Source organism: Reyranella massiliensis 521 (assembly GCF_000312425.1).
In the GTDB taxonomy this organism is placed as follows: Bacteria; Pseudomonadota; Alphaproteobacteria; order Reyranellales; family Reyranellaceae; genus Reyranella; species Reyranella massiliensis.
Genome location: NZ_HE997181.1, coordinates 666,182 through 681,696 on the forward strand (window position 1 = coordinate 666,182; position 15,515 = coordinate 681,696).

General features: G+C 64.2%; 13 protein-coding genes. 10 read left to right on the forward strand and 3 right to left on the reverse strand.

All coding sequences use genetic code 11. The features are described from left to right. Positions 1–237: 237 nt before the first annotated feature. Together BN60_RS03295 and BN60_RS03300 are read right to left on the reverse strand one after the other, a co-directional pair. Positions 238–1,431 (reverse strand): NnrS family protein, encoded by a 1,194-nt coding sequence (locus BN60_RS03295; RefSeq protein ID WP_020694563.1) that lies wholly within the window; start codon positions 1,429–1,431, stop codon positions 238–240. A gap of 87 nt (positions 1,432–1,518) precedes the next feature. Further along, positions 1,519–2,217, reverse strand: coding sequence for a cyclic nucleotide-binding domain-containing protein (locus BN60_RS03300; RefSeq protein ID WP_020694564.1), 699 nt, complete (start codon positions 2,215–2,217; stop codon positions 1,519–1,521). Between the two features lie 213 nt (positions 2,218–2,430). Here BN60_RS03300 and BN60_RS03305 point away from each other — a divergent pair, with 213 nt between their 5' ends. From BN60_RS03305 to BN60_RS03345, 9 genes are read left to right on the forward strand one after another with little or no spacing between them, the layout of a single operon-like run. Further along, the gene (locus BN60_RS03305; RefSeq protein WP_020694565.1) at positions 2,431–5,181 is read left to right on the forward strand and encodes a nitrate/nitrite transporter; all 2,751 of its coding nucleotides are present in this window, start codon (positions 2,431–2,433) and stop codon (positions 5,179–5,181) included. Positions 5,182–5,215: 34 nt separating this feature from the next. Beyond that, the gene (locus BN60_RS03310; protein WP_020694566.1) at positions 5,216–8,944 is read left to right on the forward strand and encodes a nitrate reductase subunit alpha; all 3,729 of its coding nucleotides are present in this window, start codon (positions 5,216–5,218) and stop codon (positions 8,942–8,944) included. A gap of 14 nt (positions 8,945–8,958) precedes the next feature. Further along, positions 8,959–10,482: a nitrate reductase subunit beta gene (gene narH, locus BN60_RS03315; protein WP_020694567.1), complete on the forward strand. Its 1,524-nt coding sequence runs from the start codon at positions 8,959–8,961 to the stop codon at positions 10,480–10,482. Further along, the gene (gene narJ, locus BN60_RS03320; protein ID WP_020694568.1) at positions 10,482–11,198 is read left to right on the forward strand and encodes a nitrate reductase molybdenum cofactor assembly chaperone; all 717 of its coding nucleotides are present in this window, start codon (positions 10,482–10,484) and stop codon (positions 11,196–11,198) included. Before narH ends, narJ begins: the two co-directional genes overlap by 1 nt. Beyond that, positions 11,195–11,908 (forward strand): respiratory nitrate reductase subunit gamma, encoded by a 714-nt coding sequence (narI, locus tag BN60_RS03325; protein ID WP_020694569.1) that lies wholly within the window; start codon positions 11,195–11,197, stop codon positions 11,906–11,908. The genes narJ and narI overlap by 4 nt, the downstream gene beginning before the upstream one ends. A 5-nt stretch (positions 11,909–11,913) precedes the next feature. Continuing rightward, positions 11,914–12,750, forward strand: coding sequence for a peptidylprolyl isomerase (locus BN60_RS03330; protein WP_020694570.1), 837 nt, complete (start codon positions 11,914–11,916; stop codon positions 12,748–12,750). Between the two features lie 9 nt (positions 12,751–12,759). Then, positions 12,760–13,086 (forward strand): hypothetical protein, encoded by a 327-nt coding sequence (locus BN60_RS03335; RefSeq protein WP_020694571.1) that lies wholly within the window; start codon positions 12,760–12,762, stop codon positions 13,084–13,086. Continuing rightward, positions 13,079–13,645: a DUF2478 domain-containing protein gene (locus BN60_RS03340; RefSeq protein WP_020694572.1), complete on the forward strand. Its 567-nt coding sequence runs from the start codon at positions 13,079–13,081 to the stop codon at positions 13,643–13,645. Before BN60_RS03335 ends, BN60_RS03340 begins: the two co-directional genes overlap by 8 nt. Then, complete coding sequence (locus tag BN60_RS03345; protein ID WP_020694573.1) at positions 13,633–14,103, forward strand: hypothetical protein; 471 nt, start codon at positions 13,633–13,635, stop codon at positions 14,101–14,103. The genes BN60_RS03340 and BN60_RS03345 overlap by 13 nt, the downstream gene beginning before the upstream one ends. Before the next feature lie 115 nt (positions 14,104–14,218). Here the strand turns inward: BN60_RS03345 and BN60_RS03350 are convergent, their stop codons facing one another. Then, positions 14,219–14,788 (reverse strand): LuxR C-terminal-related transcriptional regulator, encoded by a 570-nt coding sequence (locus BN60_RS03350; RefSeq protein WP_020694574.1) that lies wholly within the window; start codon positions 14,786–14,788, stop codon positions 14,219–14,221. Between BN60_RS03350 and BN60_RS29435 the strand changes: the two genes are divergently transcribed. Next, a complete protein-coding gene (locus tag BN60_RS29435) occupies positions 14,759–15,451 on the forward strand; it encodes an HlyD family type I secretion periplasmic adaptor subunit (RefSeq protein ID WP_202949777.1) in 693 nt (230 codons plus the stop codon). The genes BN60_RS03350 and BN60_RS29435 overlap by 30 nt on opposite strands. Positions 15,452–15,515: the final 64 nt, after the last annotated feature.

Genomic DNA, 15,515 nt, shown 5'->3' on the forward strand with positions numbered 1-15,515 from the left:
ACGTGAGAGCGCCAAGTATTCGCAGGCATTCACTGGAGGCGACGACGAAGGCGTCCCAGACGAAACAGTCACCTATCGCGTCGACGGCCCGCTGCCTGTCGTCGTCCGGAAGGCCGAAACCGGCAGATGATTCATCTACGCCAGAGCATGGCCACTCGCAGCAATTTGGAAGGGCCTGAAGATGTACGGCCTGACGTCCGCCGGCATACCAGCCTGGAGGCCGCCCCCTGATCGGTACTACTGAGCAAGCTCCCGCCGCGAGCGGCACAGAAGCGGCGCATACAGCACAGCGAACCCGACGAATGCGGCCGTCCAGCAGAAAGCAGCCACAATCAGCAGGGGAGTACGCCACTCAAGAACCACGTCTGCCCCGATACGCGTGATCGTGGCCGTCATAGCCGCAAGATAGACCATCTGCAGAGCAGGCGAGGCCATAAGGGGGCGTCCGGTATGACCGAGGCTTGCGCGGCTCATGACGGCGAGCGTCATGAGTCCCATGGCGCCGGTCGTCCAAGCGTGGATGCCGGCGCTCGGGATGACGATGCCGAAGGCTGCGAGGCCGCCGAGAAGGAATCCCAACGGCACAAAGGCGAAGCCGACATGGAGCACCAGCACCAGGCGATCGGCCAAGGTGCGGTCGCCCGCCCAGCGCGCAAGCCGGACCGTGTTGGCGACGGCGGCGGCGATCAGCGCTGTGCCCGTAACCGCGGCTTCGGGGGCGACACACCACGCGGCCAGACTGGCACCGCTCAACACCAGGCACGCCGTGTCGAATGGACCGAATATCGCGGGCAGACGGCCTGGTTCTCGCCTCAGGAGCCAGTTGCGCGTGAAGCTCGGGATGATTCGCCCGCCGACCACCATCACCAGTATCAACACTACGGCGATGCCGAGTCGCGCCGAGTAGACGGCGGTTCCTTCGATATGCGCTTCCAGATGGAAACCCAGGTTGCCGACACCCAACAGGCCGAGCAGGGCGGCAATCTTGAGATTGCGCCAGTTCTTGCCAGCTACAATTTCCCGCACGACGGCGCCTGTCATCAACGCGAGAAATGCGACGTCGACGACCATGGCACCCAGCCAGCCGATCCTGTCAGAGAAGGTGATGACATAGCGTCCTGCCAGCCAGGTCAGCACCAGGAAGGCGAGCGGGCCGCCTTGCAGCGGAAGGCGTCCCGTCCAGTTCGGGATGGCCGTCAGCAAGAATCCCGCGATAACGGCGGGTAGATAGGCATACAGCAACTCGTGGACGTGCCAGTCTCGCGCGGAGAACGCTGTAGGAATCGTCATGTCACCATAGAGAACTGGCAACCAAACGAGTACTTCGAGGCCAGCCCACAGCGAGCCGAGCAGAAAGAATGGGCGAAAGCCGTACGACAACAAGGCCGGGCCTGAGTATGGCTTGACGCGCGGAATGGCGGACATGGTCATGCTTTCGGCTGACGAAGCTGATGCACACTATCCGCAATCGGCGCCTCGGCGGATTGATCTGGCGCAAAAGTATACTTCGGAACGCTATCAGCGCCCCAAGCGATCGGGCAAGACGCCCCCTCCACCGAACTGTCTCAGGCGCGCGGGATCGCTGATCGATACGCTGCGGCCGCTGCCGGTGACACCGAGTGGACGCAATGCAGCGAAGGCGCGCGACAAGCTCTGCGGCGTGACGCCCAGTCTGCCGGCGATAAGACGTCGCCCGCCAGGCAGCGTGACCGTGACGCTGCCGGTCTGGCGAGGAGCCAGCGCCAGCAGGAATGCCGAAAGCCTCTCTATCGCGGAAAGTAGCTTGAGATCCTTGATCTGCCCGATGAGCGCACGCCAATAGCTGGACAGGAGGAGGGCCCCGCCGTAGGCGAGTGAACCGTTGACCCGCATCTGGGCCCTGAAAGCCGCAGCGGGCCAAAACAGGAGGCGGCTTTCTTCCAGCAAGCGCGCCGTCATCAGATAGGGCGAGTCGAGCATCACGGCCGGCAGGATGAAGGCATCGCCAGGCCCGAAGAACTCGATCAGCGCTGCTTCACGGGGCCCCTCGCCGAAAAGGCCGACCCGGCCGGACAGCACGACGTGAAGAAATTCCGGCTTCTCCCCTTGTTGGCAGGGCGTCGTGCCCTTGGGGAGGGACTGGACGAAGCAGGTTGCGAGTAGGGCCGCGAGATCCTGCTCGGACGCTAGCGCAAAGAGTCGCGAACGGCGGATGAACGGCAAGTCGGCAGCGCGCATCGCTTTCCTCCCCTCTACTCCAATAGCCAAGCGCCCACTCACGGGCCTTGACCTACCTCAAGGTCGTGGCAGTCGTTACCAAATGTGAAGATTGAGTATTCACATATGTGAACAAAGCAGACAAACGAGCGACCTCTCCAGACTGGCTTGATCCACGTCAAGCCCATCCCGCTCAGCCGGAGTGACTCTCTGGCACTCGACGAGAGCGGGAAGATGCCGAATCAAGACGACACGCTGACAGTGCCAAGCCGAGACCGGATCGCTGCCCTCGGCATGAGCACCCTGGCTTTCACGGTCTGCTTCGCCGTTTGGACGATCTTCTCGATCATCGGCATCCAGATCAAACAGGACCTTGGGCTCACCGACACGCAGTTCGGGCTGCTCGTGGGCACACCGATCCTCACGGGATCTCTGATCCGCCTGATCCTGGGAATCTGGGCCGATCAATACGGTGGTCGCATTGTCTACACGGGCGTGATGATTGCCGCGGCGGTGGCAACCTGGCTGCTCACTTACGCCTACGATTATCCGACCTTCCTGTTGGCGGCGCTGGGTGTCGGCATCGCGGGCGGGGCGTTCGCCGTCGGCATTGCCTATGTGTCGCCCTGGTTCGAAGCGGACAAGCAGGGTACGGCACTTGGCATCTTCGGCGCAGGCAATGTCGGTGCCGCCGTCACCAAGTTTGCCGCGCCTTTCGTGATGGTGGCGGCGGGCTGGAAGAGTGTCGCGGAGATTTGGGCCGGCGCGCTCGTCGTCATGGCCGTTCTATTCTGGGTGACGACGAAGGACGATCCGCAGCTTGCGGCACGGCGCAAAGCCGGCATCAAGCCCGAGCCCATCTCGGCGATGATCGCGCCGCTGCGCAATCTGCAGGTCTGGCGGTTCTCGCTCTACTACTTCTTCGTCTTCGGTGGCTTCGTGGCGTTGGCGCTGTGGCTGCCGCGCTATCTGATCGGCGTCTATGGGTTGGACATCGTGACCGCCGGTCTGCTCGGTGCGGCCTACTCCATCCCGGCGAGCCTGTTCCGTATCTATGGCGGGGTGTTGTCCGATCGGTTCGGCGCACGACGTGTCATGTACTGGACCTTCGGCGTCTCGGTTGCGGCCTGCTTCGTGATGTCTTATCCGCCGACCGAGTACATCGTGAAGGGCATCAACGGCCCCATGTCCTTTACCCTGGAGATGGGTCTGGCGCCGTTCGTCACCGTGGCGTTCGTGCTCGGCTTCTTCATGAGCTTGGGAAAGGCGGCGGTCTACAAGCATATCCCCGTCTACTACCCCAAGCATGTCGGTGCGGTCGGCGGCGTGGTCGGACTGGTCGGTGGGCTGGGCGGCTTCGTGTTGCCGATCGCCTTCGGTGTGCTGAACGACCTCACGGGCGTCTGGACAAGCTGCTTCATGCTCCTGTTCCTGATCGCCGGTGCCTCCCTTGCCTGGATGCATGCCTCGATCCGGTTCATGGAGCGCGAGAAGGCCGGCGAAGCCCTCGCGCGTCTGCCCGAACTGCCCGAAATGCAGGAGATCCACGGGCCTCAGCATGTCGGCAAGCTGTCGGGGGCGACGCTCGAGGATTGGCGGCCCGAGGACAAGGCGTTCTGGGAGCAGACCGGCCGACGCATCGCCCGTCGCAACCTCGCAATCTCCATCCCCGCGCTCCTGCTGTCCTTCGCGGTCTGGATGGTGTGGTCGGTGGTCGTGGCGAAGCTGCCAGCGATCGGCTTTAGCTACACGACCGATCAGCTCTTTTGGCTGGCTGCGTTGCCCGGCGTCTCCGGTGCGACCCTGCGCATCTTCTATGCCTTCGTGGTGCCGATCTTCGGTGGGCGTCTGTGGACGACGGTGGCGACGTGGTCGCTGATGATCCCGGCGGTCGGCATCGGCTACGCGGTGCAGAATCCGGCGACACCCTATTGGATGTTCCTCGCGCTGGCGCTGCTGTGCGGCTTCGGCGGTGGCAATTTTGCCTCCTCGATGTCGAACATCTCGTTCTTTTTTCCCAAAGCGGAAAAGGGCAACGCGCTCGCGCTCAACGCCGGCCTCGGCAATCTCGGCGTCAGCGTCGTGCAGTTCGTGGTGCCCATGGCGATCACCGCCGGTATCTTCGGTTGGCTGGGCGGCGAACCGCAGATCGCCAGGGAGGCATCGGGCGAGAGCCGGCTGTGGTTGCAAAACGCCGGTTTCATCTGGGTTCCGTTCATCGTCGCTTCGGCCTTTGCCGCCTGGTTCGGCATGAACGATATCGCCTCGGCCAGGGCCTCCTTTGCCGAACAGTCGGTGATCTTCCAGCGCCGCCACAACTGGGTGATGTGCTGGCTCTACACGGGCACGTTCGGCTCCTTCATCGGCTACTCGGCCGGCTTCCCGCTGCTTACCAAGATCCAGTTCCCCGAAATCAATGCCCTGCAGTACGCCTTCCTGGGGCCGCTGGTCGGAGCGCTGTCGCGCTCTCTGACGGGATGGGTCGCCGATCGCTGGGGCGGCGGCCGCGTCACGTTCTGGGTCTTCGTGCTGATGGTTGTCGGCGCACTGGGCGTCGTCTATTTCCTGGGTGAGCGCGACTTCAACGGCTTCTTCGCGATGTTCCTGCTGCTGTTCTTTGCCAGCGGTGTGGGCAACGCGTCGACCTTCCAGATGATCCCCGCGATCATGCGAAAGGACATGGACCGGCTGATGCCGGAGGTGACGCTGGAAGCACGCCGCATGCAGGCCGAGAAGGAGTCGGCCGCCATCATCGGCTTCACCTCGGCGATCGCGGCCTATGGCGCCTTCTTCATCCCGAAGAGCTTCGGATCGTCGATCGCGATCACCGGCGACGCGGCGTTCGCGCTGTACGGCTTCATCGCCTTCTACCTGAGCTGCATTGCCATCACCTGGTTTTTCTACACCCGAAAAGGCGGTCTGTTGTTCGACGTGGAACGTAGCCGCCCGCCCGGGGCGGCGCCGGCTGCGACGCCCGTCCGTTGATCCCCTTCGCCGCCGTTTCACAGGGAGAGTTGTCGTGTCCCACTTCCTCGATCGCCTGACCTTCTTCAAGAAGGTCAACGAGCCCTTCGCCGACGGCCACGGTATCACCACGACCGAGGATCGCGGCTGGGAGGACGCCTATCGCAAGCGCTGGCAGCACGACAAAATCGTGCGCTCGACGCATGGCGCAAACTGCACCGGCTCCTGTTCCTGGAAGATCTACGTCAAGGGTGGGATCGTCACCTGGGAGACGCAGCAAACCGACTACCCGCGCACGCGGCCCGACCTGCCCAACCACGAGCCGCGCGGCTGTTCGCGTGGCGCGAGCTACAGCTGGTATCTCTATTCCGGGAACAGGGTGAAGTACCCGCTGGCGCGGTCGCGTCTGCTCAGGCTGTGGCGTGAGGCGCGGGCCACCTTGAGCCCCGTGGCCGCCTGGGCATCCATCGTCGAGGATCCTAAGAAGCGGGCGGCCTACACCAGCAAGCGCGGCCACGGCGGTTTCGTGCGCGTCGGCTGGGAGGAGGCGACAGAGATCATCGCTGCCGCCAACGCTTATACGGCGAAGACGCACGGCCCCGACCGCATCATGGGCTTCTCGCCGATCCCCGCGATGTCGATGGTCTCCTATGCCGCGGGATCGCGCTACCTGTCGCTGATCGGTGGCGTGTGCATGTCGTTCTACGACTGGTACTGCGACCTGCCGCCGGCCTCGCCACAAACCTGGGGCGAGCAGACCGACGTGCCGGAATCAGCTGATTGGTACAATGCGGGTTTCGTGATTCTGTGGGGCTCCAACGTGCCGCAGACACGCACGCCCGACGCTCACTTCTACACCGAAGCACGCTACCGCGGCATGAAGAGCGCGGTGATCTGCCCGGACTATTCGGAGGCCGCCAAATTCGGCGATGTCTGGCTGTCGGTGAAAGCGGGAACCGATTCGGCGCTCGCCATGGCCATGGGCCATGTGATTCTCAAGGAGTATCACGTCGATCGCCAGGTGAAGTATTTCCGTGACTATGTGCGGCAGTACACCGACCTGCCCATGCTGGTGCGGCTCACCCGGCGCGACGACATGTACGTGCCCGACCGCTTCGTGCGCGCCGCCGACTTCGATGCCGCTCTGGGCGAGCAGAACAACCCGGAATGGAAGACCGTGGCCATCGACGAGACGACCGGCTCGATCGTCGCGCCGCGCGGTTCGATCGGCTTCCGCTGGGGCGAGGCCGGCAAGTGGAACCTCGAGGAGAGGGAGTCCTCCGGGCGCGAGACGACGCTGCTTCTGTCGCTGGCAGATCGGCGCGACGAGGTGGTCGAGGTCGGCTTTCCCTACTTCGGCAATGCCGAGCACGAGCATTTCGCCGCGACGGGGCATGAGTCGATCCTCAAGCGCCATGTCCCGGTGCGCAAGCTGAAGCTCGCGGACGGCGAAGCGCTGGTCGCCACCGTTCACGACATCTTCCTCGCGAACTACGGCGTCGATACCGGCCTGGGCGGCGCCAATGTGGCGGCGTCGTTCGACGACGACGTGCCTTATACGCCGGCCTGGGCAGAGAAGATCACCGGCGTGCCGCGTGACAAGATCATCCAGGTGGCGCGCGAGTTCGCGTCCAATGCCGAGAAGACCAACGGCCGCTCCATGGTGATCATCGGCGCGGCGATGAACCACTGGTACCACGCCGACATGAACTATCGCGGTGTGATCAACATGCTCGCGATGTGCGGCTGCATCGGTCAGTCGGGCGGCGGCTGGGCGCACTATGTCGGTCAGGAGAAGCTCAGGCCGCAGGCCGGCTGGGCACCGCTTGCCTTTGCGCTCGATTGGGGGCGGCCGCCGCGTCAGCAGAACTCGACCTCGGCCTTCTATGCCCATACCGACCAGTGGCGTTACGAGACGATCGATGTTGGCGACATCGTCTCGCCGACGGCGCCGGCGGGATCATGGGACGGCTCCATCATCGACTACAACGTCCGTGCCGAGCGCATGGGCTGGCTGCCGTCGGCGCCGCAGCTCGAAGCCAATCCGCTGGGTATTGCGCATGCCGCAGCGGCCGTCGGCATGGAGGTGAAGGACTACGTCGCGCAGAAGCTCAAGAGCGGTGAGCTCCGGATGTCGTGCGAGGATCCGGACAATCCGAAGAACTGGCCGCGCAACATGTTCGTCTGGCGCTCCAACCTCCTGGGCTCCTCGGGCAAGGGCCACGAGTACTTTCTGAAGCATCTGCTGGGCACCACCCATGGCGTCATGGGCAAGGACCTCGGCGAGGAGGGTAGGGCCAAGCCGACCGAGGTGACGTGGCGCGACGAGGCCCCGGAGGGCAAGCTCGACCTCCTGGTTACGCTCGACTTCCGCATGTCCACGACCTGCGTCTACTCGGATATCGTGCTGCCGACTGCGACCTGGTACGAGAAGAACGACCTCAACACCTCGGACATGCACCCGTTCATCCATCCGCTGACTTCCGCGGTGGATCCTGTCTGGGAGGCGAAGAGCGACTGGGAAATCTACAAGGCGATCGCCAAGGCCTTCTCCCGCGTCGCGCCGGAGGTGCTGGGGGTCGAGAAGGACGTGGTCCTGACGCCGATCATGCACGACAGCCCAGGCGAGATTGCCCAGGCGATCGACGTCAAGGAGTGGAAGAAGGGTGAGGTCGCGCCGATCCCGGGCAAGACCATGCCGACCGTCAACGTGGTCGAGCGCGACTATCCCAATACCTACCAGCGCTTCACCTCGCTCGGACCGCTGATGGAGAAGGTCGGCAACGGTATCAAGGGGATCGCGTGGCCGACCGGCCACGAAGTCGACCATCTCAAGAACCTGAACGGCGTCGTCGCCGATGGCCCGACCAAGGGGCTGGCCCGCATCGAGACCGATATCGATGCCGCCGAGGTGTTGCTGATGCTGGCGCCCGAGACCAACGGCGAGGTCGCGGTGCGGTCGTGGGAGGCGCTCTCGCGTACGACCGGCCGCGAGCATGCCCATCTCGCGCTCCCCAAGGAGGACGAGAAGATCCGCTTTCGCGACGTCATTGCTCAGCCACGCAAGATCATCTCCGCACCCACCTGGTCGGGGCTGGAGAGCGAAAAGGTCTGCTACAACGCAGGCTACACCAACGTCCACGAGCTGATCCCGTGGCGCACGTTGACCGGACGCCAGCAGCTTTACCAGGATCATCGCTGGATGCTGGCATTCGGCGAGGGGCTGTGCGTCTACCGCCCGCCCATCGATCTTCGAGCCACGCGGCCGGTCATTGGCAGCAAGCCCAACGGCCAGAAGCAGATCGTGCTGAACTTCATCACGCCCCATCAGAAGTGGGGCATCCATTCGACCTACACCGACAATCTCATGATGCTGACCTTGTCGCGCGGCGGCCCGATTGTGTGGCTGAGCGAGATCGACGCGGCCAAAGCCGACATCGTCGACAACGACTGGGTGGAGGCCTTCAACGTCAACGGCGCGCTGGTTGCGCGCGCCGTCGTCTCCCAGCGCATCAAGGAGGGAACCCTCTTCATGTACCACGCCCAGGAGAAGATCGTGAACGTGCCGGGATCCGAGATGACCGGCAATCGCGGCGGCATCCACAACTCGGTGACGCGCGCCGTGCTGAAGCCCACGCACATGATCGGCGGCTACGCCCAGCTGTCTTACGGTTTCAACTACTACGGCACCATCGGCACCAACCGCGACGAGTTCGTCGTCGTGCGCAAACTGGTGAAGGTGGATTGGCTTGAACAGCCCCATCGCGACGCCGTGGCCAAGTGAACGGGAGAACCGACATGAAGATCCGCGCGCAGATCGCGATGGTCCTGAACCTCGACAAGTGCATCGGTTGCCACACCTGCTCGGTCACCTGCAAGAACGTTTGGACCAATCGCGAGGGCATGGAATACGCTTGGTTCAACAACGTCGAGACCAAGCCCGGCATCGGCTATCCCAAGGATTGGGAGAACCAGAAGCGTTGGCATGGCGGCTGGGTGCGCAAGAAGAACGGCCGCATCCAACCCCGTATCGGCTCGAAGTGGCGCATCCTCGCCAATATCTTCGCCAACCCAGATCTGCCGGAGATCGACGACTACTACGAGCCGTTTACCTTCGATTACGAACATCTGCAGAAGGCGCCCGAGCTCGAGGCTTTCCCCACGGCGAGGCCGCGTTCGCTGATTACCGGCCAGCGCATGGAGAAGATCGAGTGGGGGCCCAACTGGGAGGAGATCCTCGGTGGCGAGTTCTCCAAGCGCTCGGCCGATGTCAATTTCGAGGGCGTGCAGAAGGAGATCTACGGCCAGTTCGAGAACACCTTTATGATGTACCTGCCGCGGCTCTGCGAGCACTGCCTCAACCCGGCATGCGTCGCGGCCTGCCCGTCGGGGGCCATCTACAAGCGTGAGGAGGACGGCATCGTCCTGATCGATCAGGACAAGTGCCGCGGCTGGCGCATGTGCGTCTCGGCCTGCCCTTACAAGAAGATCTATTTCAACTGGTCTTCGGGCAAGTCGGAGAAATGCATCTTCTGCTATCCGCGCATCGAGGCGGGCCAGCCGACTGTCTGTTCCGAGACCTGCGTTGGCCGCATCCGCTATCTCGGTGTCATGCTCTACGATGCCGACCGCATCGAACAGGCCGCGTCAGTCCCCGACGAGAAGCAGCTGTACGACGCGCAGATGGGCGTGTTCCTCGATCCCAACGATGAAAGTGTGATTGCGCAGGCCCGTCGCGACGGTGTGCCCGATGCTTGGCTGGAGGCGGCGCGCCGCTCGCCGGTGTGGAAAATGGCGATGGAATGGAAGGTCGCCTTCCCGCTGCACCCTGAGTACCGCACCCTGCCCATGGTCTGGTACGTGCCGCCGCTGTCGCCGATCCAGTCGGCGGCCGAAGCCGGGAAGATGGGAGTCGATGGTGCCATGCCCGACGTCCGTTCGCTGCGCATCCCGCTGCGCTATCTCGCCAACATGCTGACGGCCGGCGACGAGGAGCCGGTAGCGAAGGGCTTGGAGCGGATGCTTGCCATGCGCGCCTATATGCGCGCCAAGACCGTGGACGGCGTGATCGATGGGGCAGTGGCCCGTCGCGTCGGCCTCGAACCGAGCCAGATCGAGGAGATGTACCATGTGATGGCGATTGCCAACTACGAGGACCGCTTCGTCATCCCGACTGCGCAACGCGAGAGCTCCGAAGATGCCTACAGGCTGCGCGGCGCCTGCGGTTTCAGCTTCGGCAACGGCTGCTCGCCCGACGACGGCACAGGCAACTTGTTCGCCGGCGGCAAGCTCCGGCCCAAGAACCCGATGGAGGTGGTGTGATGAAGTCCCTGCGCGCACTCGCCGCTCTCCTGACATATCCGACCGCAGAACTCGTCGCCGCCGCTGGCGAGATCCGCGATGTGCTCGACAGCGAGGCCGTCGTGCCGCGGGCTGCGCGGGCGGCGTTGCATCGCCTGATCGACGACCTCGCGACGGGCGATCTCTACGACCTGCAGGAGCGGTACGGGCTGCTGTTCGACCGCACCCGCTCCCTGTCGCTGCATCTCTTCGAGCACGTGCACGGCGAGAGCCGCGATCGCGGCCAGGCGATGGTCGACCTGCTGAAGCTCTACGAGGAGAACGGCTATACGCCGACCGCCCGGGAGCTGCCCGATTACCTGCCGTTGTTCCTGGAATATGCCTCGACCCGCGAGCCGAGGGCGGCGCTGGAGCTGGTGCGCCAGCCGGCCAATGTGCTGGCGGCGCTGCGCGAGCGCCTGGCCAAGCGCGACTCGCCCTATGAAGCTGTGATGGCCGCTCTGCTCGCGCTCTCGCGCGCGAAGCTCGACGCCGCGACGCTGGAGACCCTGCGCGCCGAGCCCGATCCCGAGCCCGACGATCTCGAGGCGCTCGACGCGGCATGGGCCGACCAGGAAGTGACCTTCGGGCCGGGTGGGGCCGCCGGCGCAGCCGGTGGCTCGGCCGGTTGTCCGGTCGACCGCATGGCCGACCGTCTGCGCACCGCCATGCAACCCAGCGGGGGAGTCGCGCCATGAGAGACTACATCTTTCACCTGCTGTTCGTCTGGTACCCTTATATCTGCCTCACGGTGTTCCTGCTGGGCAGCCTGATCCGCTTCGACCGCGAGCCCTACACCTGGCGCGCCAGCTCGAGCCAGATCCTGCGCAAGCGTCAGCTCGCCTGGGGCTCGAACCTGTTCCATGTCGGCATCTTGTTCCTGCTGCTGGGCCATACGGTCGGCCTGTTGACGCCGACGTCGCTCTACACGCTGATCATCACCGTGGAACAGAAGCAGCTCATCGCTGTCACGGCCGGTGGCATCGCGGGCGTGATCTGCTTCATCGGCCTGACGTTGCTTCTGCATCGCCGCCTGTTCGACCTCCGCATTCGTCGCACCAGCTCGGCGATGGATATCGCCATCCTGGCGCTGTTGTGGGTCCAGCTGTGCCTCGGCCTGCTCACGTTGCCGTTCTCGATCGCGCACAAGGACGGCGCGGTGATGCTGATTCTCTCCCACTGGGCGCAGGGCATAGTCACTCTGAATCCCGTCGACGCGAATACGCTGCAGGGACTCGACTGGCCCTACCTCGTGCATCTCGTGCTGGGCATGACCTTGTTCTTCGTCTTCCCGTTCAGCCGGCTGGTCCACATCTGGTCGGCGCCGGTCTGGTACCTCGGCCGCCGCGGCTACCAGGTCGTGCGTACGCGCCGGCATCTGCCGGCATCGCGCCAGCCGGCGGAGTGACGGCCATGGTCGTTGTCACGACACCAGTCCGCCGTCGCGTCGGCCGCCCCGTGCCGGTCAGCGTCAACGGCGTCGCGATCAAGAGCGCCGATATTGCCCGCGAGACGCAGCACCACACTTCGGCCGATCCCGACGAGGCTTGGAACCTCGCAGCGCGGGCCCTTGCGATCCGGGAACTGTTGCGCCAGGAGGCTGAACGCCTGGGCGTCGAAGCGCAACCGATCGAGGACGAGGAGGGCCGCCGCGAGACGCCGGCGGAGGCACGCGACCGCGCTCTGATTGAGCGCGAGGTGGTTGTCCCAGAAGCCGACGACGCGGCCTGTCAGCGCTACTTTGAACAGAACCGGCGCCGTTTCCGGACGCCTGACCTCTACGAGGTGGCGCATATCCTGTTGCCGGCGGCGCCGGGTGACGCGGCAGCCCGCAAGGCCGCCCGTGATGCGGCCGAAGTCTTGATCGGTGAGCTGCGCGAGCGTCCGGCAGACTTCGCGGCGATGGCCGCCCGACGCTCCGCCTGTCCCTCGTCGGTGCAGGGTGGGAACCTTGGCCAGATCGGACCGGGCCAGACCGTAGCCGAGTTCGAGTCGGCGCTTCGGACCATGCAGCCGGAGACCATCCATCCGCAGCCGGTCGAGACCCGCTACGGCTTGCACATCGTGCGCCTCGAGCGGCGTATCGACGGCCGCGAACTGCCTTATGAAGCCGTGCGCCAACGCATCGCCGACTACCTCGACGAGGCCGTGCATCGCCGGGCACTGCGCCAATACGTGACCATGCTCGCCGGTCGCGCTGTCGTCACGGGCGTCGATCTCGGTAGCTCGGCCGGACAGCTGGTTCAGTAGGAGGTCACGATGCTGCTCGGCCAGATGATCGAACGCCTCGCCGACGATGCCTTTGCGGCCGAAGCATTGCTGTCGCTCGATGATCTCCCGTTGCTCGTCGACGTCGATGCGGCCGGCCGCGAGCAGGGTGAAAGTGCTGCGACCTATGCCGCGGCGGCGGCGCGGCACTTCGCCGACCACGCTTCCGACGAGGACTGGCTCGCCCTGGTGACCGCGTTGGAGCGCGCCGCCGATCCAGGGGCGGCCTGTCTGCGCCAGATGCTCGTCTGGTCGCTGCGCAAGGAATCCGCCAGCTGCACCTGCGCTGGCGGCAGTACGGGAGAGTGTCATGACTGAGCTTGCCATCGCCGCCATCGTCTACGCCGACGGTATCTATCCCGACCGCGTCATCGCACGCGCGATCGAACCGTTGCGTGCTGCCGGTTTGCCTCTGGCGGGAGCTCTTCAACGCGAAGCGGTGGCGGTCGGCCGCCATCCCTGTGACCTCCTGCTGGAGGATCTTGCCAGCGGCGATGTCCATGCCATCGCCGAGCACCGTGGCCAGGAAGCACGCGGCTGCCGCCTCGATGTCGGGCTGCTGACGGAGATCGGCGAGGCGGTGCTGCAGAGCCTGCACGACGAGCAACCGCGCCTGCTGGTCGTCAACAAGTTCGGCAAGATCGAGGCCGACGGCGGCGGGCTGCGCCAGGCCGTGGCCGAAGCGGTCGAACTCGGTATTCCTGTGCTGGTGGGCGTGCCGGCGCGCAATCTCGACCGTTGGCGCGCCTTTGCCGGGTCGCTCGCGATCGAGCTGCCGGCCGACGATGTTGCGCTCTCCCGTTGGCTCGCTGCCCATAGGTTGATCCCTGACCCGGCTTCCGTGCCGGATGCTGTGGCCGGCTCATGGACGACTTGACCATTGCACGCGCTATCCATGTCCTGTCGATCGTCCATTGGATCGGCGGCATGTCGTTCGTCACCCTGGTCGTCCTTCCCCTGGCGCGCCGCTGGGTTGTCGCCGGGCAGCGGCTAACCCTGTTCGAAGCAGCCGAACGGCGATTTTCGACGCAGGTGAGACTGTCTGTTCCGCTGGCCGGCGCCAGCGGACTCTACATGATGGCGCGGCTCGACGCCTGGCACCTACTCGTCCAGCCGTCGCAATGGTGGCTTGGAGCCATGGCACTGCTCTGGCTGGTTTTCATGGCGATCCTGTTTGTCATCGAACCGGCGATCGGTAGCAAGCTCCTCAAGGCCGGCTATTCCGATCCAGACCGGACCCTATGGCGAGTGGAACGCGTGCACTGGTTCCTCTTGGCCGTGAGCGCCGTCGTGGCAGGCGCGGCCGTCCTGGGCGCACACGGAGGCTTGGGCTGAACAATGTGCCCTCGAGGCCCGATAGGAAGTGTCATGCGCAGCCGTCGATGTCGGGCGCGATCGTTATCGGACGACTTCCCGATGGAAGATGCGGTTCCGTTTGGCCCGGCCGGAATCAGATCGGCCGCTCGAAGTCTGCGGAGCCACGACGAAGCTGGCCTGGCCCGGATCTACTGGCGACCATAGCTGCTTCCACTCTGTTGCGGACATTCAGCTTCTGAAAGACGTTGGTCATGTAGTGCCTGACAGTCTTGTCGCTCAAGCAAAGCCGGGCGCCGATTTCCTTGTTGCTGAGGCCCTGCGCCACCAACGTAAGAATTTCGCCTTCGCGATGATTGAGTTTTTCGATCATCTGGCCTTTGGTCTTCGTCATGCTGTGGTCGATGTCAGACAACAGCATGGCGCCGACCGATGGTGTGATATGCCGCTCACCCCTGTGAATAGAGCGCATGGCCTGTATGATTTCCGGGCCACTCGCTCCCTTGATGACATAGCCTCGCGCGCCCAGCCGCATCGCTTTGAGGACGTCGGGCCTGTCGACCGAAATGGTCAACATCAGCACCTTCGTCTCGGGAGAACTGGAGGCGATCACCTCAAGGGCATTCAATCCGCCGCCAGGTAAGCCGACATCGAGCACGAGGATGTCGGGCTTCGTGTGGGTGACACGCGAGTCTACTCGGCCCATCGTGATCGGGCGCGGATATCGGGAGAGATCGGCGACGTCGAGGCGGGAATCGCCCGGGCCAAGGTGCGCATGAGCGAGATCAGGCTGCAGGTCATCGCGATCGACCAGAACGCCAGCACCGAGGCTCAACGAGAGTTGCGCACCGTCGATGCGCGGATTTCGGAGCTCAACGAACGCAAGCTTGCGATCGAGGACCGCCTGTCGCGGACCGAGATGCGGGCGCCGGTTGCCGGTTACATCAACGAGTTGTTCATCCATACCGTGGGCGGCGTTGTCACGCCGGCGGCGAAGATCGCCACGATCGTGCCGGAGAATGCAGAACTCAAGCTTGAGGCCAAGATCCCCCCGGCGAGCATCGACCAGGTGCGGCAAGGCCAGCAGGCTCGTATTCGGCTCACGGCATTTGACCGAAACACGACGCCGGAGATGAGGGCGACGGTGGTCATGGTTTCACCCGCGTCGGCCCGCGATCCTGCAACGAACCAGGAATACTATGTCGCTGAAGTTGAGCTGCATCACGACGCGCTCGGGCAGTTGAACGGCATGCGGCTGGTGCCGGGTATGCCCGCCGATGTCTTTATCTCAACTGAGGAGAGGACCGCGGCATCCTATCTGGTAAAGCCATTCACCGATCAGATGAACCGAGCTTTCCGGGAGCGCTAGTAGCCGGGCCTTCAATAGGTTGTCCAGCCAGCCAGCCAAGGGACAGTTGATGTCTCGGCAACAT